18 protein-coding genes are annotated in these 23,287 nt (G+C 59.0%); 2 read left to right on the top strand and 16 right to left on the bottom strand.

All coding sequences use genetic code 11. From position 1 onward, the window contains the following. Nucleotides 1–10 precede the first annotated feature (10 nt). The 11 genes from addA to chvI form a co-directional block, all read right to left on the bottom strand. Nucleotides 11–3,568, bottom strand: coding sequence for a double-strand break repair helicase AddA (addA, locus tag RQI55_RS15480; RefSeq protein WP_243258171.1), 3,558 nt, complete (start codon nucleotides 3,566–3,568; stop codon nucleotides 11–13). After that, nucleotides 3,558–6,734, bottom strand: coding sequence for a double-strand break repair protein AddB (addB, locus tag RQI55_RS15485; protein WP_311273142.1), 3,177 nt, complete (start codon nucleotides 6,732–6,734; stop codon nucleotides 3,558–3,560). Before addB ends, addA begins: the two co-directional genes overlap by 11 nt. A gap of 9 nt (nucleotides 6,735–6,743) precedes the next feature. Beyond that, nucleotides 6,744–7,469, bottom strand: coding sequence for a nucleotidyltransferase family protein (locus RQI55_RS15490; protein WP_243258173.1), 726 nt, complete (start codon nucleotides 7,467–7,469; stop codon nucleotides 6,744–6,746). Between the two features lie 9 nt (nucleotides 7,470–7,478). Then, a complete protein-coding gene (tsaE, locus tag RQI55_RS15495) occupies nucleotides 7,479–8,993 on the bottom strand; it encodes a tRNA (adenosine(37)-N6)-threonylcarbamoyltransferase complex ATPase subunit type 1 TsaE (RefSeq protein WP_311273143.1) in 1,515 nt (504 codons plus the stop codon). After that, the gene (locus tag RQI55_RS15500; protein ID WP_243258201.1) at nucleotides 8,990–11,425 is read right to left on the bottom strand and encodes a PAS domain-containing sensor histidine kinase; all 2,436 of its coding nucleotides are present in this window, start codon (nucleotides 11,423–11,425) and stop codon (nucleotides 8,990–8,992) included. The genes tsaE and RQI55_RS15500 overlap by 4 nt, the downstream gene beginning before the upstream one ends. A 343-nt stretch (nucleotides 11,426–11,768) precedes the next feature. After that, nucleotides 11,769–13,169 carry an adenosylhomocysteinase gene (gene ahcY / locus RQI55_RS15505; protein ID WP_192065077.1) on the bottom strand — a complete coding sequence of 467 codons (1,401 nt, stop codon included), beginning with the start codon at nucleotides 13,167–13,169 and terminating at the stop codon, nucleotides 11,769–11,771. 130 nt (nucleotides 13,170–13,299) lie between these two features. Then, a complete protein-coding gene (locus RQI55_RS15510; protein WP_042619213.1) occupies nucleotides 13,300–13,575 on the bottom strand; it encodes an HPr family phosphocarrier protein in 276 nt (91 codons plus the stop codon). Between the two features lie 15 nt (nucleotides 13,576–13,590). Continuing rightward, complete coding sequence (locus tag RQI55_RS15515) at nucleotides 13,591–13,992, bottom strand: PTS sugar transporter subunit IIA (protein ID WP_042619214.1); 402 nt, start codon at nucleotides 13,990–13,992, stop codon at nucleotides 13,591–13,593. 125 nt (nucleotides 13,993–14,117) lie between these two features. Beyond that, a complete protein-coding gene (locus RQI55_RS15520) occupies nucleotides 14,118–14,582 on the bottom strand; it encodes an HPr kinase/phosphorylase (protein WP_243258175.1) in 465 nt (154 codons plus the stop codon). Next, a complete protein-coding gene (locus tag RQI55_RS15525) occupies nucleotides 14,572–16,347 on the bottom strand; it encodes a sensor histidine kinase (protein WP_192065480.1) in 1,776 nt (591 codons plus the stop codon). Before RQI55_RS15525 ends, RQI55_RS15520 begins: the two co-directional genes overlap by 11 nt. Before the next feature lie 62 nt (nucleotides 16,348–16,409). Further along, nucleotides 16,410–17,135: a two-component system response regulator ChvI gene (gene chvI, locus RQI55_RS15530; protein WP_108722659.1), complete on the bottom strand. Its 726-nt coding sequence runs from the start codon at nucleotides 17,133–17,135 to the stop codon at nucleotides 16,410–16,412. A 341-nt stretch (nucleotides 17,136–17,476) separates the two neighbouring features. On the opposite strand from chvI, the gene RQI55_RS15535 reads away from it, so the two are divergent. Next, a complete protein-coding gene (locus RQI55_RS15535) occupies nucleotides 17,477–19,087 on the top strand; it encodes a phosphoenolpyruvate carboxykinase (protein ID WP_243258176.1) in 1,611 nt (536 codons plus the stop codon). 242 nt (nucleotides 19,088–19,329) lie between these two features. Further along, nucleotides 19,330–19,764 (top strand): alternative ribosome rescue aminoacyl-tRNA hydrolase ArfB, encoded by a 435-nt coding sequence (gene arfB / locus RQI55_RS15540; RefSeq protein WP_042619218.1) that lies wholly within the window; start codon nucleotides 19,330–19,332, stop codon nucleotides 19,762–19,764. A 24-nt stretch (nucleotides 19,765–19,788) separates the two neighbouring features. Here arfB and coaA read toward each other — a convergent pair whose 3' ends face one another. From coaA to hisH, 5 genes are read right to left on the bottom strand one after another with little or no spacing between them, the layout of a single operon-like run. Beyond that, entirely contained in the window at nucleotides 19,789–20,772 is a 984-nt protein-coding gene (gene coaA, locus RQI55_RS15545) for a type I pantothenate kinase (RefSeq protein ID WP_192065479.1), read from the bottom strand. A gap of 14 nt (nucleotides 20,773–20,786) precedes the next feature. Beyond that, nucleotides 20,787–21,110 carry a phosphoribosyl-ATP diphosphatase gene (locus RQI55_RS15550; protein WP_042619220.1) on the bottom strand — a complete coding sequence of 108 codons (324 nt, stop codon included), beginning with the start codon at nucleotides 21,108–21,110 and terminating at the stop codon, nucleotides 20,787–20,789. A 16-nt stretch (nucleotides 21,111–21,126) separates the two neighbouring features. Next, nucleotides 21,127–21,903, bottom strand: coding sequence for an imidazole glycerol phosphate synthase subunit HisF (gene hisF, locus RQI55_RS15555; RefSeq protein ID WP_042619221.1), 777 nt, complete (start codon nucleotides 21,901–21,903; stop codon nucleotides 21,127–21,129). Further along, the gene (hisA, locus tag RQI55_RS15560) at nucleotides 21,900–22,634 is read right to left on the bottom strand and encodes a 1-(5-phosphoribosyl)-5-[(5-phosphoribosylamino)methylideneamino]imidazole-4-carboxamide isomerase (RefSeq protein WP_192065065.1); all 735 of its coding nucleotides are present in this window, start codon (nucleotides 22,632–22,634) and stop codon (nucleotides 21,900–21,902) included. The genes hisF and hisA overlap by 4 nt, the downstream gene beginning before the upstream one ends. Before the next feature lies 1 nt (nucleotide 22,635). Further along, complete coding sequence (gene hisH / locus RQI55_RS15565) at nucleotides 22,636–23,286, bottom strand: imidazole glycerol phosphate synthase subunit HisH (protein ID WP_243258177.1); 651 nt, start codon at nucleotides 23,284–23,286, stop codon at nucleotides 22,636–22,638. Between the last annotated feature and the right edge of the window lies 1 nt (nucleotide 23,287).

Raw genomic sequence — 23,287 nt, forward strand, 5'->3', positions numbered from 1 at the left:
GTCCCATATCTCACTTTGTCTCGATTGCAGCAAGCGCATCAGCCAGCGACTGGTCGCTCAGCGTCACAAATGAAGCGTTTTCCGTATAGACCAGCGCGCAGGTGAAGGTCTTGCCGGGATAAAGCGGCGCCAGAATGCTTTTATAGATCGCAAGCTGTGCTTTATGCGCCAGCGGTATCTCGGCATCACGGACGGGTGGAACGCGGTTGGTCTTGTAGTCGACCAGAATGACGCGGTCGCCGTCTACGGCCAGTCGGTCGATGCGGCCTGAGACGGCATAGTCCCTGTTGCTCAACCGCAAGGTACCCATGATGGAGATTTCCGCACGGCTATTGGCGGAAAAGGCGGATTGAAGGGCTGGTTCGCGCAACACGGATAGCGTGGAATGGATCAGTTTTTCCCGCTCCTTTTCAGGCCAGAACCGCGCGGCGCGCTCCGCATAACGGCGGGCGGCATCCGGCTGCTCCTCGCTCGGATATTCCGGCAGCGTCTGCAACATGCGGTGCACCAGCCTGCCGCGTTGCAGCGCCAGACCCGAGGATACTTCCTGGCTGGAAAACAGCGGGGAGGTGACCAGCAAATCCTCCGAGCCATCATCGATGATGGTTCCGGCACCGGACGGGCTGAGCGGACGTGGCAAAGCGGGCGGTGGCGGCAGCGGCTGCATCAGAGATGCAGGCAAAGCATCCAGAACCGGGGCAGGCGGCGGCTCTGTCGTGGCAACGGCCTTGGCATCGCGGCTGGTTGACTGCCACAAAAGGCCATCCCACTCTTCCCCGCCTGCGGAGAATGCCTGCCGCTTGCACCTGATGTCATCCGCGCCCAGAGAGCGGGCAATCATGGCATGCCAGCAATCGGGATTTTCTCGCGGGCCGCGATAGCCGCAGACGATCAGATGGTCGGCAGCGCGTGTCATGGCCACATAGAGGAGGCGGCGATATTCCTGCTCAGCGGAAAGTTTGAGGCGGTCCTCATCCTGTGAGACAAGCGCATTGTCAAAGCCCTTGCCGGGCAACCAGATCGGCAGCTTGGCCGCGCCATTTTCGATGAAGCGCAGTTTTGGCAGGTGGCTGTGAATGAAGGCCTTGGAGCCGCCATCCACCAGAAACACAACCGGTGCCTCCAGACCCTTGGAGGCGTGGACCGTCATGATGCGGACTTCGCCGCGCTCCTTGTCCTGCTCGCGCTTTATTTCAGGCGCGTCGGTTTCCATCACGGAAATGAAGGATTGCAGGCCGGGCAGGCCGGTTTTTTCATGGTCCAGCGCAAAGGAGAGGAATTCGTCCAGCACGTCGCTGGCTTCATTGCCAAGCCGCCCTAGAAACTTCGCACGTCCCTCATGCAGCGTCAGCACGGCGGCGAAGAAATCGTGGATGGTCTGCGTCTTCGACAGTTCGATGAAATGCGTGAGCTTGGCAACCGATGCCGCGAACGCCCGACCCTCATCCTCTTTCGAGAGCGCCTGCAGATGGTGCCAGACGCTAGTATTTTCAGGGCGCTTTGCAGCGATATCGAAAATGTCGTCTTCTGAGTGGTTGAACAGTGGGCTTTTCAGAAGCGCCGAGAGCGATAAATCATCTTGCGGTAGAAGCACGAAGCGCCCAAGCGCCAGCAGGTCCTGAATGGCGATATGGTCTGTGAGGCGCAGGCGGTCGGCACCGGCAACGGGAATGTTTTTCCGCTGTTTCAGCTCGCGGGTCAGCGCGTTGACGAAGGCGTGGCGTTTTCGCACAAGAACGAGAATGTCTCCCGCCTCGATGGTGCGCTCCACGCCTTTCTCGACCACCGTTTCCTTGCCGATCATCTCAGCGATGCGGGCGGCGATGCGGCGCGCGACGATGGCAGGCGGCGCACTTTCGCGCAGCGCATCGAAGGGTGCCGTCCAGTCCTCTTCATTCTCAACCGGCTCGGCGGCAACCATGTCCCACAGTTCCACCGTGCCCGCCTGTCCGTGGCGATTGGACCGGTGTTCGACGGGTTCTTTCTCGGCGCTCAGACCTTCGGCATGTTCGGGAAGCGAAAACACCTGATCGACGGCGGCCAGAACATCTACCGTGGAGCGGAAGGACAGCGGCAGGCGCACGGAATGAAATGTCTGCTCAACAGCGGTCACGCGCTTTTGTGTTTCCCGGCTTTCCTGCGAAAACCGCTCCGGCCTTGCGCCTTGGAAGGAATAGATCGACTGCTTCTCGTCACCCACGGCAAAGACGGTGCGTCGTCCCTCGCGCGCGGTTTCTCCATGGAAGAAATCGGCGGCCAGCGACTGGATGATGGTCCATTGCACCGGGCTGGTATCCTGCGCCTCATCCACCAGAATGTGGTCGATGCCCTGATCCAGCTTGTAATGCACCCATGCACCCGCCGTATCGCGGTTGAGAAGGGTCGCGGCGCGTTCGATCAGATCCTCGAAATCCAGCTGGCTGCGCTGTTTTTTCAGGTCTTCAAAGTCACCGATGAGCCGCTGCGCCAATGTGAGCGCATGTCTGGTGGCTTCCAGCATGCGCAGGGTGCGGTAGCGATCCCGGCAAGCCACGACATGAGCGCGAGCCAGAATGAGGTCATCCAGCAGGGACGGTGCCGATTTCTGCATGGCCTTGTTGATGACATAGGCATCGGATTTCGGCGCACCTTGCGAAGTGAGCAGAGCGGCCTCAATGAATTCGACACGTTTGAAAACATCCGTGGTGCGGGCAGCTTCGCGCAGCGCATAGGCAACGTCGATGACCCGTGAACCACCAATTTCGTCAGCCAGCGTCAGATAGGTATCCATCGACAGGCCGGAAAGGCCGGGCAGGGGCCAATAGGCTGCCGCCGCCGTTTCTTCCGTTTCGTTCGCGTCAATGCCCGCATGGGCGCGAAGGGTGGCATCGATGCCGCCGGATTGGCGCGCCCTGTCTAGAAAGGCGCTGATGGCATTCCGGTTGGAAACGATGGCGCTGAGAAGGGACTCGAGGCCCGTCTCATCGGCAATATCGAGAACATAGGCCAGCGCCTGCGCCAAAGGCTGATCCGCCTCCATGGAGACGGCGGTCAAAAGCGTGCGGCGCGCTTCGGCCAGAAGTGTGGCTGCTGCCCGGTCATCCAGAACCGAGAAGTGCCCGGCGACATTGGCTTCCAGCGGAAACTGGTGAAGAAGCGCCTCGCAAAAGGCGTGAATGGTCTGAATTTTCAGGCCACCCGGCGTTTCCAGCGCCTTGGCGAAGAGACGTCGCGCTTCCTTCAGCTTGATGAGATCGGGCACCCGGCCTTCAATGGCCGTGATGCGATCGCTGAGATCCGCATTGGAGAGTGTCGCCCAGTCGGCCAGTCGGTCGAACACGCGGCTCGACATTTCAGACGCCGCAGCCTTGGTATAGGTCAGGCACAGAATGGCGGATGGGCGGCAACCGGCCAGAAGCAGGCGGATCACGCGCTGCGTCAAGACATGGGTCTTTCCGGACCCGGCATTGGCCGAAACCCATGCGGAACTGGCGGGATCGGAGGCGCGGGTCTGCTGCGCACTTGTCCAGTCAATCCAGCTTTTCGGATCGTCCTGTCCGGGGCCGTGGTCTATAATGTCATTCAGCATCGCCATCTCCCGGTTCTGCCGTGGACCATTCGGATACGCGGGCAAGGTGGTCATATTCGCCACCATAGGCTTGCTGTTCCTCGGGAATCAGCCGCGAAACGAAGCCGTTCTGGCCTTGCCGCAGCGAAATCACGAATTTGGCAAGCTGATCGATGGAATCGGTGCCCAGTTCAACCGCTGATTTCGGCACGGTCTTGGCGCTTGCCTTGGCATGTTCATTGTTGATCGTATCGGTACCGAATCGTTGGCCGGGCCGCAGGCGCACATAGATGAGATCTTCCGGTGTCGGAGATCCCGCATCCTTGAAGGCACCGCGCATGAGGGCGGCTGCCTCCAGTGCCAATTGCGGATCAAGCAGCGAGCGGGCCTGTTTGACCGAGGGCGACAGGCCGGTTTTATAGTCGATAATATCGGCCATGCCTGTCGTCTTGATGTCGATGCGGTCGGCAACGCCGGTCAGGCGAATGCCCGCTTCCGGTATCTCCTGTCCGGCCCGCACCTCGATATGGCTGCGCTTGACCAGCGCCCGGCGCTCTTTTTCCCATTTCAGGAACTCGCGGGCTACCGCCTCAAAACGAGGCCGCCAGACGACATCGATATGCGGCGGCAGGTTTTCAGCGTCAAAACAGGCGTGCAGCACCCGAAACATCGCCTCTTCGGCCACAGGCGTGCCTGCCACATGGCCCTCGCGGGAATAGGTTTCCATGATGCGATGGTAGAGCGTGCCGCGATCAGCAGCACCCGGATCGCGGTTGAACTCATCCAGCGGATCCAGTTTGAGAATGCGCCGCGCATAGATGGAATAGGGGTCGCGCCGCAGCCTGCCCACTTCGCTGAAGGAATAGGATTTCGGCTGCAACTCCGCAGGCGGCGTCGGGGCCGGGCGCTTGGCGGGCTGCTGGTTTTCGCCATCATCCAGCATGTTGGCCCAGTGGCGATAGGCCGTACCACGCGCTTTCAATGTCTCCGTAAAGCCTTCGCCCCCCAGTGCCAGAAGCCTTTGCAGCCAGCGGGAAGCCACGGCAGGGGTCGATCCCTGACGAAGCGAGCGGGTATAGAAAATCTGGCGTGTGCCATTCGCCATCTCGAAATCATGGGCAAGCTGACCGATGCGCCGTTCCGGTGGCTCAAGCCCGATGGCGGTTTTCATGTTGCGGGACAGGAACGGGTTGTTGGCCGTCTGGCCCGGCCAGATGCCTTCGTTCAACCCGCCAATGATGACGGTATCGACACTTTGCAGGCGGGCTTCCAGCGCACCGAAAATAAACACGCGCGGATGGCGCATGGCCCGGGGCTTGATCGATTCGCCCGCAATCAGCGCCGTCATGATGTCGATCCATTGCGGCCCATCGGCTTCCAGCACGCTGCCGCAATCCATCAACTCAGACAGAAGGCCGGAGAGTTTTTCGCCCGCCTCATGCGACCAGAGACTGGCCAGATCACCCTTCTCATCGATACACATGGCTTCGATCACCCGGCCCGTGCGCTCCGCCCAATCGGCAAGCGTCAGCCGCGCCGTCAATCGCCCGGTGACGGCATCCTTGCGAATGAAGGCCGCATCCAGCGGTTCGATGGCCGCGCTGATGCGGCGTGCAAGATCGGCAGCGGCAAGGTCGGTGCCTTCGCCAAGAGATTTGCGCCACTGTGGCGAATGGCGGTCGTCTGCATGCAGAGCCAGCTGGCGGTGCAGCAGGGCCTCCAGCGTATCGAGTGTGGTTTCGGTCCGCCCACCCCGAAGCGCCAGCAACTCCAGCCCGGCAACGGCATGACCGACCTCTGTTTGCCCGAGACCGAAGCGCGAGAGCGGATGTTTGAGCAGGGACATGACCGCAACGGGATCGCCGGGGCGCAGGATGGCCTCAAGTGCCAGCATCAACAGGCTCGCCTGCGGCGTGGCCGATAGCGGCGTACCGGCGGAATCATCGGCCTCGATGCCGAAGCGGGCAAGCTCGGTTGCCACCCGGCGCGCAAGGCCACGGTCAGGCGTGATCAGCGCCGCCTGCGACTGGCCGCCGGTGGCCCCGGCTTCCAGCGCCAGGCGCAGGGCAATGGCGATGGCCGTTGCCTCTTCGCGTTCATTCGCGGCTTCGATGATGGCAGCGGATGCAAAGGCCTGTTCAAAAAAAACTTCGCTCTTGTCTTCGCGCCACTCGTTCCATTCGCTGGTGGCCTTTGCTGGCGCAAGTGCTGTGGAAAAGATCGCCGCACGGTCTTTCAGGTCGCTGTCCAGAACGCCGATCTGCTCCGCATCGTTTCGGGAAACGCCGAGCTTTTGCAGCAGAATATAGAGACCATATTGCGAGTGGGTGCGGCTGGAGGGGTCGTCGGGGCTCTCATTGATTGACTGCCATTGCTCTTCCGGCATATCCATATCGAGGCCCGGAAGGACGATTGTGCCTTGCGGCAGGGATGCGACCGCTGCGATCAGGTCTGCCGCTGCCGGAATGGAGCCGGTGGAACCCGCAACGATAATGGGGTCATCGGAGCCAATCCGAGCAATGCGTTCGGCCTCGGCCCGCAGAATCGCGTTGCGATGCCGCCCGGACGAGGATTTGTTGAGTTCATCCAGCCGGGCAGGCCAGAAAACACTGGCGATCTTCAAGAAATCGGCGGTCAGCTGCCACCACTGCGCATGGTCGGCGGTGTCGAGCTTGGAAAGCGCATCCCACTCCCGGTCTTCCGTGTCCATGGCGTCGATAACCTCGGCCAGCGAGCGCGCAAGCCAGATGGCATCGGCAGGACTTGCAGGTGCGACGAGCGGCGAGTCCGAATGCACGGCGCGGATGGCATCCGGCAGACTGTTGCGCCAGGCCAGAATGAGGCGGGCAAGCTCGACCAGCCGGGCCGTGCTGGAAATGGGCGGTGCGAGATCGATGGTCGCTGGCGTTTCAACGTCGAAGAAACCGCTATCGTCATCGGTTTCGCCCAAGGGCCTGATGATGGGCAGAATAGCCGATTGTCCGCCGAGCAAATCCACGAATTCCGAGCGCAGGACGCGGGCGGAACGGCGGGTCGGGACATAGATGGTGACCTTGGCCAGTGATAGCGGGTCGGCGGGATCGTAACGGAAGCCGGGCGCCAGCCTGCCATCGCAAAGACTTTCGGCCAGCGTCTTCAGAAAGGGCGTGCCGGGGGCGATGGTTAGAATACGCTTGGCATGCGCCACTGGCTCATCTCACTTGTCGGTTGCTGCGATGGTTCGTTCCGCATCCTCTATAGCATCCGGCGTGCCGACGGTAATCCATTGTCCATCAAGTGACAGGCCAAAAAGCCGGTTTTGAGCGATGGCGCGGTCGAAATAGATGTTGAGGTTGAAGGCGTCTTCAGGGGCGTCGTCCAGAAGCGCCTTATTCATGGCAATCGCACCCGCATAAACCACGGGACGCGGCTCGCCTTCCCTATAGCGCGTCAACGCGCCGTCAGGTGCGAGGCTGAAATCCTTCTTGCCATTATGTCCGGTCGTGCGGTCCATATCCACGCACAGCAACGCCATATCCATGGTTTCAGCATCGAAGAACTGCGCAAGCTTTTGCAGGTTGGTGGGCTTACCAGGCGTTTCGCCAACCCAGAACAGGTCCGCATTCATGACCAGAACCGGCCCGGCTTCCAGCAGCTTCAAGCCCTTGGCAAGACCGCCGCCGGAATTCATGAGTTGCTCGCGCTCGTCCGAAATCAGAATCCGCACGTCTTTTCGGGCGTTGAGATGGGCAACCATCTGGTCGGCATGGTGGTGGATGTTAACGGCAATGGTTTCGACACCGGCAGCCACCAGCATGTCGAGGATGTAATCGATCATCGGCCGCCCGGCGATCCGCACCAGAGGCTTCGGGATCGTATCCGTGATCGGTCGCATTCGGGTGCCAAGACCCGCCGCCAGCACCATCGCCTGTCTGATCGTCATGGAAAAACTTCACTCTTCGTGGATGGGAACACCCGCATCTATCAGCCAGTCGCGCAAAGGCGCAAGGTCGGGATGGTTGAGTGCCGAGCGCAAATAGGAGAAGGTGCGCGGCATGTGGTTCATGTAATGCGGTTTGCCATCGCGCTTCATCAGCCGCACCCAGATACCCACCAGCTTGCAATTGCGCTGCGCCGCCATGATGGCGAAGGCTTTCAGAAACGCCGCCTCATCGAAACTGGCGTCATCGCGCCTGAGTTCGAGATAATGCGCCATCAACCGCGCTTGCAGCTCAGGTGAGATGGTAACCCGCGCATCCTGAATAATGGACGCCAGGTCATAGGCCGTGGGGCCGATCATCGCATCCTGAAAATCAATTATGCCGACACGCTGAATGCCGGATTTCTCAGCCTGCCAGATGATGTTGGGCGAGTGAAAATCGCGCAGCAAGAGGCCGGTTTCGGCATCATCAAGCTTTGCGATTAGCTGATCCCAGACGGCAAAGAAGCTCTGCCTGTCGCTCTCATCGGTTTCCTTGCCGCTGACATGCGGCAGATACCAGTCCAGAAGCAGCGAGGTTTCGATTTTCATCGCATCCGCGTCAAACGTTGGCACGCGGTAGGTCATATCATCGCCGAGCACGATGTCTTTGGGGGCAGGGGCTTTGTGAAGCGCGGCAAGGCAGGCGACGCTTCCAAGATAGCGTTCCTCAATGGGCGCACCATCCTCATCCAGCACACCGTCGCGCCCCATGTCTTCCAGAAGCAGCAATCCGTCTTGCAGATCCTGCGCGAGGATGTGAGGGGCGGAAAAGCCGTTTTCGAGAAGGTAATGATCTATGGCGACAAAGGGTGCCACATCCCGCGCAAGATGCACGATCTCGGCGTAGGTCTTGCCATCCTGGATGACGGGGCCTCGCGGTGGCGGCTGCCAGTCCATCAGCAGGGATTGGCCAGCGGTATCGTTCACCTGCTCATAGGTGCGGTAGGCCGCGTCGCCGCTGAAATATTGGCGAGATGCGTTTGTCTTGCCGTTTGCCTCAAGAAAATCGCGGATGGCCAGCACCCGCTCCAGCCTCGCCCGCTGCCGGGGCGGTGCATCGATGGTCGCCACACGGCCTTCGCCCTGATGGGTGAGGCGTAGCGTAATGGTGCTGTCGGCAGGCATTTCGCTTGCGGCCAGTTCCGGCCACTCGATGAGGCACACGCCGTCTGACAGCATCTCGTCGATGCCCAGCTCATCCATTTCAGACACATCCGACAGTCGGTAGAGATCCAGATGGTGGACGGGAAAACGCAAGCCATAGGATTGCACGATGGTGAAGGTCGGGCTCGGAACCTCGTGATAAGGGTCGCCCGCAATCGCGCGGATCAAGGCGCGCGCAAGGGTGGATTTTCCGGCACCAAGATCGCCAATCAGAGCAATGCAATCGCCCGGTTTGACGGTGAGTGCCAGCTCCTCGCCGAGCCGGATGGTTTCGGCTTCATCGGCGAGGGGTATGGAAAGAGGCAAGACCGTCCCGTTCATTCGGCGGCGATGGAATGCGGATGCGAACCGGATGGAATGCGGCAGCTGACGACGGTACCTTCACCCGGACGGCTATCGATGGTGACATTGCCGTTGTGCAGGCTGACGAAGCTTTCGACAATCGAAAGTCCAAGACCTGCGCCCGTGCGACGGCCACCATTGCCGCGCGTCGAAAAGCGGTCGAACACGGATTTCAGCATGTCCTGGGGAATACCCGGTCCCTGATCGGCCACCGAGAACACGAAATCGCCTTCGCTGCGCTGGCAGGTCAGCGTAATAGCCGAGCCCTCGGGTGCGAAATTGGCCGCATTGGTCAACAGCTTGATGAGAATCTGCTTCAGACGCTGATGATCGGCCACGATGGCACCGAGATGCGCAGGCGCGACAATCTCAAGAGACACGCCGCTTTCCTGCAGACGGTCGGTGATCAGCACCGAAACATCATCCAGAAGCTCTGACAGGTCGTTTTCGGTGTAATTCAGATGCATGATACCGGCATCGACTGTCGCCAGATCCAGGATGTCGTTGACGATGGTCAGCAGCACCGAGGAAGACGTGGAGATGTGGTCGAGATATTCGGCCTGCCGCTCGCTCAGTTCGCCAATACCTGGCGTTTTCAGAAGATCGGTAAAGCCGATGATGTTGGTCAGCGGCGAACGCAATTCATAGGACACGTGCTGGACGAAGTCGTTTTTCAGCTCGTCTGCCTTGCGCAGCGCCTCGTTCTTTTCCTTCAAGGCCCGTTCCGCGCGCACGCTATCGGTCATGTTGACGAAGGTCAGCATGGTCTGCGAATCCGGCAAAGGAATGATGGCGTAATCCAGCACCAGGCCGGACAGAAGCTCAAGCGTGCCCTGTTTGGACAGGCGCTCATCATCGAAGCTGGTGATGAACTGGCTGAATGCGCGCCATCCATCCGGCTTGTCGTAGGATTGGGCGCAGACCTCTTCAATCGAGCGAATATGCTTGCCGGCTTCCGCTTCATCAGCGGTAATCGCCCACAATGCGCGGAAAGCGGGGTTGGACAGGCGCATGCGCCCATCGGCACCGAACACAGCCACACCTTCGGCAAGGTGGTCGATAGTCTCGCCCTGAACCTTGACCAGCGTGTTGTAACGCATCTGCAGATCGACCTGTTCGGTCAGGTTCTCGAACACCCATGTCGCACCGCCCTGCGGATGCGCGGTCGCGATCACGCGCAGCGTCTGTCCATTGGGCAGGTGCCAGAGGTCAGTCTTGGTATCCAGCGAACGGTAAACGGAAAGTGCCGTTTCCTTCCAGCTCTTCCAGCTCAGCTGCTCGGGCAGCTTGCCATCGGAGCGCAGGCGGTCAAACAGTTCGGAATTGTCAGGCTTGGATTCCAGAAGTACCAGATCCAGACCCCACAGGCTGACAAAGGCCTGATTGTAAAATTGCAGGCGCTGCTGGCCGTCGAAGATCGCGACCGGCGTTCCCAGATGATCCAGCGTCTCGGCGTGGCTTTTCAGCGTGCGCTTCAACTCTTCACGAACGGTCTCGGCCTCGGTCGTATCAACCGCCATGCCCACGGATCCACCTGTCGTCTTCAGGTCAACCACGTCAAAGAAGGTTCGGTTGCCGGAAACGACGGTCGAAATGCGGTCGTGGAAGGGTGATTCGGGTGTGGAGCTGGCGCGGATTTTCTGGCGGGTCACGGTGTTCAGCAACTCGCGCTGCTCGGTCACGGCCTGTTCCGGCGTGCGGGCATCAACACTCAGCGCATAGCTGTGGTTGACCCATGTCAGCGCGCCCTCGGAATTGCGGCGCCAGACCGGCTGGTCGATGCTGTCGAACAGGTCCTGGAATGTCGAAATCGACGACACCAGACGCTCACGCTCGATTTTCAGCTCGGCCAGTTCGGCGCGCAGATTGCTCAATGCGACGAACTGAGCGAAGGCCTTGCCGCCGGAAACGCGACCCTGAACTTCGATGACCTCGCCGCGGTGCGTCTCGATGGTCAGATCAAAGCTCTGGGCATGGCTGCGCAGTTTCTCAAGCGCGTTTTCAAGCGGACCCGCAGAGGCGGGGCGAAGCCAACGGCCAAAGGCCAGAAAGTCCTGATCCGCGAAGGGAACGCCTGTATCGGCAGGCAGCTGGCCGATGAATTCGGGGCGCTCACCGGCATTTTCCCAGATCACGATGCGTCTGGACTTGTCGGAAATCAGGGCCTCATATTTGGAAATCTTGGCATTGGCCTCAGCCAGAGCCGTGCGGTACTCGCTGGTTTCCGCCTCGATGTTTCCCCGCTGCCGGACCAACCAGACAATGGAAAACAGGGTGGCCGAGACCACGCCGATAAACAGCGAATAGGTGATCGTTTCCGACGAGGAGAACAGGCGTTCGCCTCGCTCCAGAACCTCGTTCTGCTGGGCCTGTGCTGCCAGCGCAAAACCGCTCAGCGCCGTGCCAGACATCAGCGCCACGACCTTGCCGCGGACGCGCGTTGCCGCTCCGCTCAGAGAAGCCAGCCAGCGTCTGGGCGCAGGTGCGTCGCCATTGTCTGGCTCAACATCATTGTGTTCCCGCTTTCGCGAGACTGAAATTTTTACCGTCATCCCCGGTCTGTCTCCGTCCTATGTGCCGCATTCTCGACAAGACATCCCATTTCCGCGCGCTATGCCCGCGCACGAATCAAGAGATAAGACATTACCGTCTTCGGAAACCTCCGTGAAGGGTGGCGCCAAAAAGATATGGCGGGCTTTGTCAAGCCCGCCATATCCATATCTAGTGCGTTAATTGTGGATATTAACTATAAAATCAATATCTGTAGTGTTCAGCCTTGAACGGGCCGGTCTTGGACACGCCGATATAATCTGCCTGAACGTCAGAAAGTTCTGTCAGCTTCACGCCCAGCTTGGCGAGATGCAGGCGCGCAACCTTCTCGTCGAGGTGCTTTGGCAGCACGTAGACGTCGTTCTTGTACTCGCCCTGCTTGGTGAAGAGCTCGATCTGGCCAAGAACCTGGTTGGTGAACGAGGCGGACATGACGAAGGATGGGTGACCGGTTGCGTTACCGAGGTTGAGCAGACGACCTTCCGAGAGAAGGATCATGCGGTTGCCCTTGGCGAACTCGATCATGTCGACCTGTGGCTTGATATTGGTCCACTTTAGGTTCTTGAGCGCAACAACCTGAATTTCGTTGTCGAAGTGACCGATATTGCCGACGATGGCCATATCTTTCATTTCGCGCATATGCTCGATGCGGATAACGTCCTTGTTGCCTGTCGTGGTGATGAAGATATCAGCCGAGGAAACAACGTCTTCGAGCAGAACGACTTCAAAACCGTCCATGGCTGCCTGAAGTGCGCAGATCGGGTCAACTTCGGTGACCTTGACGCGTGCGCCAGCGCCCTGAAGCGAAGCAGCAGAACCCTTGCCCACATCGCCATAACCGCAGACGACGGCAACCTTGCCGGCCATCATCACGTCTGTTGCGCGGCGGATACCGTCAACCAGCGATTCCTTGCAGCCGTACTTGTTGTCGAACTTCGACTTGGTTACGCTGTCATTGACGTTGATGGCAGGGAAGGGGAGAAGGCCCTTCTTGGCAAGTTCATAAAGGCGGTGAACGCCTGTGGTGGTTTCTTCGGTTACGCCCTTGATGGCATCGCGCTGCTTGGTGAACCAGCCCGGAGAAGCAGCAAGGCGCTTCTTGATCTGGGCGATGAGGATTTCTTCTTCCTCGGATTCTGGCTTGGAGAGAACGTCTTCGCCAGCTTCTGCGCGTGCGCCGAGCAGGATGTACATGGTGGCATCGCCGCCATCATCCAGGATCATGTTGGAAACGCCGCCATCGGCCCACTGGAAGATCTTGTCCGTGTATTCCCAGTACTGCGTCAGGCTTTCACCCTTGACGGCGAAAACCGGAATACCGCTGGCAGCGATAGCTGCTGCAGCGTGGTCCTGTGTGGAGAAAATGTTGCAGGATGCCCAGCGAATGTCTGCGCCTAGTTCCTTCAGTGTCTCGATGAGAACCGCTGTCTGGATGGTCATGTGCAGCGAGCCGGAAATCCGCGCGCCCTTCAGCGGCTTGGATGTACCAAACTCTTCGCGGCAGGACATCAGGCCCGGCATTTCGGTTTCGGCAATGTCCAGTTCCTTGCGACCGTAATCGGCAAGGGTAATGTCGGCGACGATATAATCTTGGTCGGCACTCATATGTGTCTCCTGCTTCAAAGATGGCAGGGGCCAGCCGCTGCCTGAAAATCCAGATTGCGGTTTAACAGGCTGAGACGTTTCTGGCAATAACGATATAAAGAAGTCTTTATGTCTTTATATGACGTGGTTATCAAACTTCTTCGCCGAAGCGATCCGCGACAAGATTTTCGAGTGCAGTGAGCGCTTCCTGTGCCTGGTTACCACTGGCTTCAACCAGCACGGTGCAGCCGGGGCTTGCAGCCAGCATCATCAAACCCATGATGGATGTGCCGCCAACGGTCATGCCGTCCTTGGATACCTTGATGTCAGCATCGAAGCTATCGACCATCTGCACGAACTTTGCGGAGGCGCGGGCGTGAAGGCCACGTTTGTTGACGATCAGCAATTCCCGCGAGAGAGACGACATCCGGTAATCTTCTTCTTATTTGCCGCTGAGGACGCGGCTGGCAACGTTGATGTATTTTCTGCCAGCATCGGAGGCCTCCTGCAAGGCCTTCTCCATGTTATCTTCGACGCGAATACTCGCCAGTTTGATGAGCATGGGAAGATTGACGCCGGCGATAACCTCGACATTGCCGCTGTTCATCACGGAGATCGCAAGATTGGATGGCGTTCCGCCAAACATATCGGTGAGGATGATGACGCCATTGCCGTCATTGGCACGCGTTACGGCGTCGATAATATCCTGACGGCGCTGGTCCATGTCATCTTCGGGACCGATACACACTGTCTCGATCAATTTCTGAGGGCCGACCACATGCTCTACAGCGTGGCGAAACTCCTCAGCCAGCTTGCCATGAGTGACAAGCACCAGTCCGATCATGAAACGCTCCCTTGCACACGTATTCTGATTGCGCACTATCGCAATGCCGCAATCATGTCTATCGGTGGGGCCACATCTTGATGAGGAAAAGACGAAGCGCAAGCCCCAAATTGCTGGTTTTGTGTTCACATTCCCTTGGTAACGAAAAGATTCTGAGCAAGTGCAGCAAATTTTCCATAGGGCATGATGCTCTCGCGCGGTATCCGCAGAAGCGGCAGAGACAGGCTCGCCCCGAGATCAAGCCGTTCATCCTCGGGCGGGAGCCGGGGGCTGACCGGCGATGGAACCGAGGTGATTGCGTAATGCATCGAGGCTGATGCCACGCTTTTGACCGATATGATGCCGCTGCCGCGCAGCTCCAGAAGTCCTGCGATTGCCTCCGGCCGCTCGGCCATAACCCCCCCGTCATGGCCTGTGATGAAGACCTGATCATCGCCAACGAGAGAGGCATCCAGTCCGCAGCGCTCGGCTTCAGTCATGAAGCTGAAGGCCATTTCGCTTTTTCCGCTGCCGGATGGTCCGACAAACAGCAGGCCGGTCTGGCCGATGACGATGGCCGTTGCGTGGAGATTGAAACGCTCAGCGCTCATGATGGGCGGCGGGAAGCGACAGGCTGAAACGCGCGCCTGATATGACGCCGTATTTGTCGAGAATATTGTCCGCTTTCAGCGTGCCGCCATGGGCCTCGGCAATCTGGCGGCTGATGGAAAGCCCAAGACCGGAATTCTGGCCAAAGCCTTCGCTGGCAGGGCGGTCGGTGTAGAAACGTTCGAAGATGCGGTCGATATCTTCCGCCTGAATGCCGGGACCATTGTCCTCAACGCGCACGATGCAGCGGTCTTTCTGGCGTACGAGATGCACGACGATCCGCCCGCCATCCTGCGACACGAAGGAACGTGCATTCTCAATGAGGTTCGTGATGATCTGACCGATGCGCAGATCATGGCCGTTAACGACATAGCTGACCTTGGCACCCGGCTTGCGATCCACCACGAAATCGATGGTGACGCTTTTCTTCTTCGCACTGATCTGGCGCGAAATCTCGACCAGGTTGCCCAGCACGACTTCCAGATCGACAGGCGAGGCATCAACGCGGGCAAGCTCCGCATCCAGCCGCGAGGCATCGGAAATATCGCTGATCAACCGGTCCAGGCGGCGCACATCATGGAAGATGATCTCGGTCAGGCGCTGCTTGGATTCTTCCGTCTTGGCGCGGGGCAGGGTCTCAACCGCGCTACGCAGCGAGGTCAGCGGGTTCTTCAGCTCATGGCTCACATCGGCTGCGAAACTTTCAATCGCGTCGATGCGGTCATAAAGCGCATTGGTCATTTCACGCAGCGCGATGGAAAGGTTGCCGATTTCGTCCTGACGCGCCGAGAAATCAGGGATTTCCTCACGCGCCTTGGCGCCGCGTCGCACGCGAATGGCCGCAGCCGAGAGACGGCGCAGCGGAGTGGCGATGGTGGAAGACAAGAGCAGCGACAGGACGATGTTGACCAGCGTCGCAATGCCGAACACGCGCATGATGGCAAGCCGTTCGGCATGCACGATCTTGTCGATATCTCCGGCCTGTGTCGATAGCAGCAGAACGCCGAGCACCGCACGGAAACGCTGCACCGGGACAGCCACGGAAACGATCAACTCACCTTTTTCCGTCACACGCACGACAGCACCGCGAACGCCGGTCAGGGCATTCATCACTTCCGGGTAGATCGAGCCGTCGCCACCCGGCGTTTCCTTGTAAAGCGGCAGGCTGCTGGGTTGCAGCATGCGATTGAAGACGCTGGCCACCCAATCGCCCCAGGTCTGCGTTTCAGGCGTGATCTGCGGCAGATCATAGCGCAGCACCTGACCACGCGAATAAAGGTGGCGCGAATCCAGCAAAATATTCGCATCCGCATCGAACAGGCGCGCGCGCGTTCTGGTGGGCGAGATCAGGCGGCGCAACACCGGCGCGACGCGCTCGGGATTGATCGGAAAGGATAGGTCTTCATCATTGGGCACCGGCGTGATGCTCTGGCCCGCCTGCAATTCCAAAAGCTTTTCGGGATTGATGGTGATGGAATTGGTATCGACCGAGGCGGATGCCGAAATCGCGCCTGCGATGATTTCACCCTGCGTCAGCAGGCTTTCCACGCGCGCATCGATCAGCCCCTCGCGGAACTGGTTGAGGTAGAGGATGCCCCCCACAAGCACGACGGTGGCAGCCACGTTGAAAAACAGGATGCGCCGCGTGAGGCTGGAAAATACTGCATTGCCGAAAATGCGCCGGACAATCGTCAGCGGATGAATACGATGCCGCCGACCGCTCTCACGGTCTTCGGCATCGGCTTGATCCGATACGTTGTCCTGCATCTTGTTCAGCAACGTCGTCCCTCAGCGCCGTGTGTTGCGGCGTCATATCGTCTTTGCCTGTCTCAGGCTGCTTCGCGGAAGCGATATCCTACGCCGTAGAGCGTTTCAATCATGTCGAAGTCGTTATCGACGAGTTTGAACTTCTTGCGCAGGCGCTTGATATGGCTGTCGATGGTGCGGTCATCCACATAGACCTGCTCGTCATAGGCCGCATCCATCAGCGCATCGCGGCTTTTGACAACGCCGGGGCGCTGGGCCAGCGAGTGCAGGATGAGGAATTCGGTGACCGTCAGCGTCACAGGCTCGCCCTTCCATGTGCAGGTGTGGCGTTCCTGGTCCATGGCCAGCTGGCCGCGCTCCAATGTGCGGGCCTGCTGGTCTGCTGTCGGCTTCAGCGGGCTGGCACCGGGAACGGCTGCATCGCGGCTGCTGGCACGGCGAAGGATCGCCTTGACGCGCTCGACCAGAAGGCGCTGGGAGAAGGGCTTGGTGATGAAATCATCCGCGCCCATTTTCAGGCCGAACAACTCGTCGATTTCCTCATCCTTGGAGGTGAGGAAGATGACCGGCAGGTCAGACTTCTGACGCAGGCGTCGAAGAAGCTCCATGCCATCCATGCGCGGCATCTTGATGTCGAAGATCGCGAGCTGCGGTGGGCGGGCAATCAATCCATCCAGAGCGGACGCGCCATCGGTGTAGGTTTCGACCTTGTACCCTTCTGCTTCGAGTGCAATCGAAACGGATGTCAGAATATTCCGGTCATCGTCCACAAGCGCAATTGTCTGCATAAAATTGGTCTCCATCGTCATAATATTTTTAACTCCCGACATCCCATCCCAGCCAAGGTTGTGCGCCGCGAGCATTTCTCATGAGTATAAAGGTGGAACAAATTGTGGCAAAGAAAATCGGCCGTTCCTTTACCGAATTGTGAGCAGTAATTTTCGTCAATCGGAAATTTGACGGTTCGGCCTTCGAGCTAAACCGATTTAAACTGAAATAAAATCTTTTAAATCGATTAATATATTGAATTTATTCAATTATTTAAATTCACGCCTTGTCTTTTTAAATTGAGCGGATTAATTTCCAAGCACGTTTTAACGCTCTCGTCTTTTGAAGAAGGAATGCGCCCGTGAAGGAACTTGGAGTATATAATCCTGAGAATGGCGTGTCGGCGCTTGGCCTGTCCGCTGCCGCAACCGTGCATTACAACCTCATCGAGAGCGAATTGTATGAGCATGCCATCCGCAATGGCGAAGCGGATATAACAGCTGACGGCGCGTTGCGCGCGGTTACCGGCCAGCACACGGGCCGTTCGCCCAAGGACAAATTCGTCGTTCGCGATGCCTCCACGGAAGACAATATCTGGTGGGATAACAACAAGCCTCTCTCGCCTGAGCATTTCGAAATCCTCCATAAGGACATGCTGGCCCATGCCGCTGGCAAGACCCTTTATGTGCAGGACCTGATCGGTGGCGCAGACGAAGACAACGCACTTGCGACCCGCGTCGTGACCGAGTTCGCCTGGCACGGCCTGTTCATTCGCAACCTGTTGATCCGCCCGGCGCGTGAGACGCTGTCGTCTTTCAAGCAGAAGCTGACGATCATCAACCTGCCAAGCTTCAAGGCTGATCCTGAGCGCCATGGTGTGCGCACCGAAACCGTTATCGCCTGCGACCTGACGAAGGGCATCGTTCTGATCGGCGGCACCTCTTACGCCGGTGAAAACAAGAAGTCCGTTTTCACGGTTCTCAACTACCTTCTGCCTGCCAAGGGCGTCATGCCCATGCACTGCTCGGCCAATGTTGGTCCTGATGGGGATGCGGCTGTGTTCTTCGGTCTGTCCGGCACCGGCAAGACCACGCTCTCTGCCGATCCGTCGCGCACACTCATTGGCGATGACGAGCACGGCTGGGGCGAAGACGGCATCTTCAACTTCGAAGGTGGTTGCTATGCCAAGGCCATCAAGCTTTCGGCAGAAGCCGAGCCTGAAATCTATGCCGCAACGCGCCGCTTCGGCACCGTGCTGGAAAACGTGGTTCTCGATGAGAACCGCGTTCCGGATTTCAACGATACCTCGCTGACGGAAAACACCCGCAGTGCCTATCCGCTGCACTTCATTCCGAATGCGTCGGAAACGGGTCTTGCCGGTCACCCCAAGACCATCATCATGCTGACGGCAGATGCCTTCGGCGTGCTGCCGCCTATTGCCCGGTTGACGCCGGAACAGGCCATGTACCACTTCCTCTCCGGCTACACCGCAAAGGTTGCCGGCACGGAAAAGGGCGTGACCGAGCCGGAAGCCACCTTCTCCACCTGCTTTGGCGCCCCCTTCATGCCGCGCCACCCGGCAGAATACGGCAACCTGCTGCGCGATCTGATCGGCAAGCACGGCGTGGATTGCTGGCTGGTCAACACCGGCTGGACCGGTGGTGCCTATGGCGTTGGCAAGCGTATGCCCATCAAGGCAACCCGCGCACTTCTCAGCGCAGCCCTGACCGGCGAGCTGAAAAACGCGCAGTTCCGCACCGACGCGAACTTCGGCTTCGCGGTACCGACGGCCCTTGAAGGCATCGATAGCGGCATTCTCGACCCGCGCTCCACATGGGCAGACGGTGCCGCTTACGACGGACAGGCCAAGAAGCTGGTATCCATGTTCGTCACGAACTTCACCAAGTTCGAAGACCATGTCGATGGCAAGGTTCGTGACGCAGCCCCCGGCCTTCGCGCCGCTGCCGAGTAATCATCTACAAATGGATTCACGTGAAACCCGGCCTCGCGCCGGGTTTTTTCGTGGTGGGGACGCGTTTCCACACTCGCCAAACGTCATCCTAGGGCTTGTCCCTAGGATCTAACCACGTTTGACGTTGGGGTTCGTTAGATCCTAGGGACAAGCCCTAGGATGACGTCAAATGCGGGGTCGGCGGCTTGTGAATAGTTTTCATTCGCGTCGATCTGTGGCATCACCGCCGCCGGAGAACGAATATGGCCAGCGCCGCATTATTTATCAGCAACAGAATAACGATTGCCGGATGGGAACTGACGGAGCAATTCGTGCTGGCTGGCGGGCCGGGCGGGCAGAACGTCAACAAGGTCTCGACCGCCGTTCAGCTGTTCTATGATGTCGCCAATTCCCCGTCGCTCTCGGATCGCGTCAAGACCAACCTACTTCATCTGGGCGGCAGGCGGGTCTCCAAGGATGGCGTCCTGATGATCGAGGCCAACCGTTTTCGCACGCAGGAGCGCAACCGCGAAGATGCCCGCGAACGGTTGAAGGAACTGGTTCTGAAAGCCGCAGAGCCACCGCCGCCGGTACGGCGGGCCACAAAGCCCACCAAGGGTTCGGTGGAACGCCGCCTGAAGGCCAAGTCCGGGCGATCGGACGTCAAGAAGATGCGCGGCAGACCCGACAATGATTAGCGGACAGAGCACCTCCAGCTAGGGCTAGAGCTTGCGCAGCGCCACCGTGTCGATCAGGTGATTCTTTCCTTTGCGCAGAATCAGATCGGCGCGCGGGCGCGTCGGAACGATATTGCGGCGTAGGTTTTTCAGGTTGATGTTTTCCCAGAGACCTTCAGCGATTGCCAGCGCGGCTTCCTCTGAAATCGAGGCATAGCGGTTGAAGTAGGATGATGGATCGCGAAACGCCGTCTGGCGCAGGTTCATGAAGCGGTTCACATACCACTGGTGGATCAGGTCTTCGTCAGCATCGATATAGATCGAGAAGTCGAAGAAATCCGAAACGATCGGCACGATCCGCCCGCCCTCAGGCAAGTCCCGCGATTGCAGGACGTTGATTCCCTCGAAAATGAGAATATCGGGCCGGTCGATGGTGGTGAACTCGTTGGGCAGGACATCATAGATCAGGTGAGAATAGCTTGGTGCCTGCACATCCGGCTGCCCGGCCTTGATGGCCGACAGGAACCGCAGGAGCGAGCCGATATCGTAGCTTTCAGGGAAACCCTTGCGCTCCATCAGCTTTTCCCGCCGCAATACCTCGTTGGGGTAGAGAAAACCGTCCGTCGTGATCAGATCGACTTTCGGGCTGGAAGGCCAGCGCGCCAGAAGTTCTTTCAGAATACGCGCCGTCGTCGATTTACCGACCGCGACCGATCCGGCAATGCCGATGACGAAAGGCGTCTTGTTGACACCTTCCATGTTGAGAAACCGATTGCGCTGGTCAAACAGCACCTGCGATGCCTCGACATGGGTGGAGAGAAGGCGCGATAGCGACAGGTAGATGCGCTTGACCTCATCCATATCGATAGGGTCGTTCAGCGAGCGCAGCCGCTTCAGCTCGTCGGCTGAAAGCGTCATCGGCGTGTCGGCGCGAAATTTCGACCACTCTTCCGAGCTGAAGAAATTATAGGGTGAATATTCGTCGGGGCGGAAATGATCGAGCGTGTTTGGCATGCCTTGTCCTCCCATGCGTGCCACGGTCGTCATGTGTTTGGTCTCGATTCCTTTTCCTGCAAGCCGGATTGGCCGGTGCGGCGCTCCAGCTCATCAAGCACATCGGACAACGGAATATCGGCAATCTTTAGCACCACCAACAGATGGTAGAGCAGATCGGCGGCCTCATCCGTCAGGTTTTTGCGATCATTGGAAATGGCGGCGATGACGGCTTCCACCGCCTCTTCGCCCAGCTTCTTGGCGGCGCGGGGCTGGCCCGCCGCCACAAGCTTGGCCGTCCAGGATTGCTCGGGCGAGGCGCTGGCGCGTTCAGCGACGATGCGCTCCAGATCGGAAAGGGAAAATTCGGTCATCTCTCGCTACCTTGGCTTAATCGAGACGCATGGCGATGCCGTGCTCGGCCATATAGGCCTTGGCTTCACCGATGGAATAGGTGCCGAAATGGAAGATGGATGCGGCAAGAACAGCCGTTGCGTGGCCATCTCTCACACCCGCAACGAGGTCGTCTAGCGTGCCGACACCGCCGGATGCGACAACGGGCACGCGGACCTGATCGGCAATGGTGCGGGTCAGCGCAATGTCATAACCGCTTTTGGTGCCATCGCGGTCCATGGAGGTGATGAGCAATTCGCCCGCACCGCGCTCCACCATCTTGATAGCGAATTCCACGGCGTCGATACCGGTTGGCTGGCGGCCGCCATGGGTGAAGATTTCCCAGCGGTCCGTTTCGCCAATGCTCGACACCTTCTTGGCATCGATGGACACGACGATGCACTGATTGCCGAACTTATCGGCGGCCTGCGCCACGAAGTCAGGGTCTTTCACGGCAGCGGAATTGATCGAGACCTTGTCGGCTCCACACAGCAAAAGCTTGCGAATATCCGACACGGCGCGAACGCCACCGCCCACCGTCACCGGCATGAAGCAATGGTCCGCCGTGCGGGACACGACGTCGAAAATCGTATCGCGATTGTCGGACGAGGCGGTAATATCGAGAAAGCAAAGCTCGTCGGCACCGGCGGCATCATAGGCTTTCGCCGCTTCCACCGGATCACCGGCATCGATGAGGTCAACGAAGTTGACGCCTTTGACGACGCGACCATCTTTGACGTCGAGGCAGGGAATAATGCGGGCTTTCAGCGTCATGCGCGTGCCTCCTTGATCAACGCCAGCGCGTTTGCCGGATCGATGCGGCCATCATAGAGCGCACGACCGGAGATAGCACCTTCCAGCTTGGCGGCGTCCGGCTCCAGCATGCGCTTGATGTCTTCGATGGAGGCAAGGCCGCCGGACGCGATCACGGGAATGGAAACGGCATTGGCGAGTTCCAGCGTGGACGCCCAGTTGATACCGGCCAGAATGCCGTCCCGGTCAATATCGGTGTAAATGATGGCGGCAACGCCCGCACCCTCGAAACGCTGGGCAAGTTCGATCACGCCCAGTTCCGAAGCCTCCGCCCAGCCTTCCACGGCCACCTTGCCACCTTTGGCATCAATGCCGACGGCGATCTGTCCGGGAAAACGCTTGCAGGCCTCGATGACAAGAACCGGATCGCGCACGGCAACGGTGCCAAGAATGACGCGGGCAAGACCGCGGGAAAGCCATGCCTCTATATGGTCAAGCGTTCTGATGCCGCCACCCAGTTGCACCGGGTTCTTGGTGGCTTTCAGAATGGCATCGACGGCATCGCCATTGACGCTCTGCCCGGCAAATGCGCCGTTCAGATCCACCACATGCAGCCACTCGAAACCCTGGTCTTCAAAGGCCTTGGCCTGTGCGCCGGGGTCTTCGTTGTAAACGGTTGCCTGGTCCATGTCGCCAAGCTTGAGGCGAACGCACTGGCCGTCTTTGAGGTCGATTGCAGGAAATAGGATCATGTCAGGGCTTCCAGCGCAGGAAATTCGAAATGAGGGCGAGGCCGAGCGTCTGGCTCTTTTCCGGGTGGAATTGTGCCCCGACCTTGTTGTCACGACCGACGAAGGCCGTCATCGCGCCACCATAATTGGTGGTGGCAATGACATCGTCTGCATGCTTGGCGGCAAGGTGGTAGGAGTGCACGAAATAGGCGTGCAACCCGTCCGGGCCGGTCTTGATGCCATCAAACAGCGGGTGAGGGCGGTGCAGGTCCAGCGTGTTCCAGCCGATTTGCGGAATCTTGAGGGCAGGGTCTGCGGGTGTCATCTCCACCACATCGCCGTCGATCCAGCTCAATCCGTGGCTCGTTGTCTTTTCAAGACCGCGAGAGGACATGAGCTGCATGCCAACGCAGATGCCGATAAAGGGGCGACCCTTGGTCTCGACAGCCTCAACCAGCGCCTCGTGCATTCCGGTCACGGCATCCAGACCCGCGCGACAATCGGCGTAGGCACCGACGCCGGGCAGCACGATGCGGTCTGCCGATGCGACAGCCTCGGGGCTGTCGGTCAGGTCAATGGTCGCATCGATACCGGCTTCACGGGCCGCACGTTCGAAGGCTTTTGTTGCCGAGCGCAGATTGCCGGAGCCATAATCAATAATTGCCACACGCATG

The sequence above is a fragment of the Rhizobium sp. WCS2018Hpa-16 genome (assembly GCF_031843705.1).
GTDB lineage: Bacteria > Pseudomonadota > Alphaproteobacteria > Rhizobiales > Rhizobiaceae > Agrobacterium > Agrobacterium tumefaciens_C.

Coding starts and splice junctions, on each gene's coding strand:
- addA (WP_243258171.1), bottom strand. CDS start 3,568: ATGCTGAATGACATTATAGACCACGGCCCCGGACAGGACGATCCGAAA.
- RQI55_RS15490 (WP_243258173.1), bottom strand. CDS start 7,469: ATGACGATCAGACAGGCGATGGTGCTGGCGGCGGGTCTTGGCACCCGA.
- tsaE (WP_311273143.1), bottom strand. CDS start 8,993: ATGAACGGGACGGTCTTGCCTCTTTCCATACCCCTCGCCGATGAAGCC.
- RQI55_RS15500 (WP_243258201.1), bottom strand. CDS start 11,425: ATGTCTGGCACGGCGCTGAGCGGTTTTGCGCTGGCAGCACAGGCCCAG.
- ahcY (WP_192065077.1), bottom strand. CDS start 13,169: ATGAGTGCCGACCAAGATTATATCGTCGCCGACATTACCCTTGCCGAT.
- RQI55_RS15510 (WP_042619213.1), bottom strand. CDS start 13,575: ATGTCGTCTCTCTCGCGGGAATTGCTGATCGTCAACAAACGTGGCCTT.
- RQI55_RS15515 (WP_042619214.1), bottom strand. CDS start 13,992: ATGATCGGACTGGTGCTTGTCACTCATGGCAAGCTGGCTGAGGAGTTT.
- RQI55_RS15520 (WP_243258175.1), bottom strand. CDS start 14,582: ATGAGCGCTGAGCGTTTCAATCTCCACGCAACGGCCATCGTCATCGGC.
- RQI55_RS15525 (WP_192065480.1), bottom strand. CDS start 16,347: ATGCAGGACAACGTATCGGATCAAGCCGATGCCGAAGACCGTGAGAGC.
- chvI (WP_108722659.1), bottom strand. CDS start 17,135: ATGCAGACAATTGCGCTTGTGGACGATGACCGGAATATTCTGACATCC.
- arfB (WP_042619218.1), top strand. CDS start 19,330: ATGGCCAGCGCCGCATTATTTATCAGCAACAGAATAACGATTGCCGGA.
- coaA (WP_192065479.1), bottom strand. CDS start 20,772: ATGGGAGGACAAGGCATGCCAAACACGCTCGATCATTTCCGCCCCGAC.
- RQI55_RS15550 (WP_042619220.1), bottom strand. CDS start 21,110: ATGACCGAATTTTCCCTTTCCGATCTGGAGCGCATCGTCGCTGAACGC.
- hisF (WP_042619221.1), bottom strand. CDS start 21,903: ATGACGCTGAAAGCCCGCATTATTCCCTGCCTCGACGTCAAAGATGGT.
- hisA (WP_192065065.1), bottom strand. CDS start 22,634: ATGATCCTATTTCCTGCAATCGACCTCAAAGACGGCCAGTGCGTTCGC.
- hisH (WP_243258177.1), bottom strand. CDS start 23,286: ATGCGTGTGGCAATTATTGATTATGGCTCCGGCAATCTGCGCTCGGCA.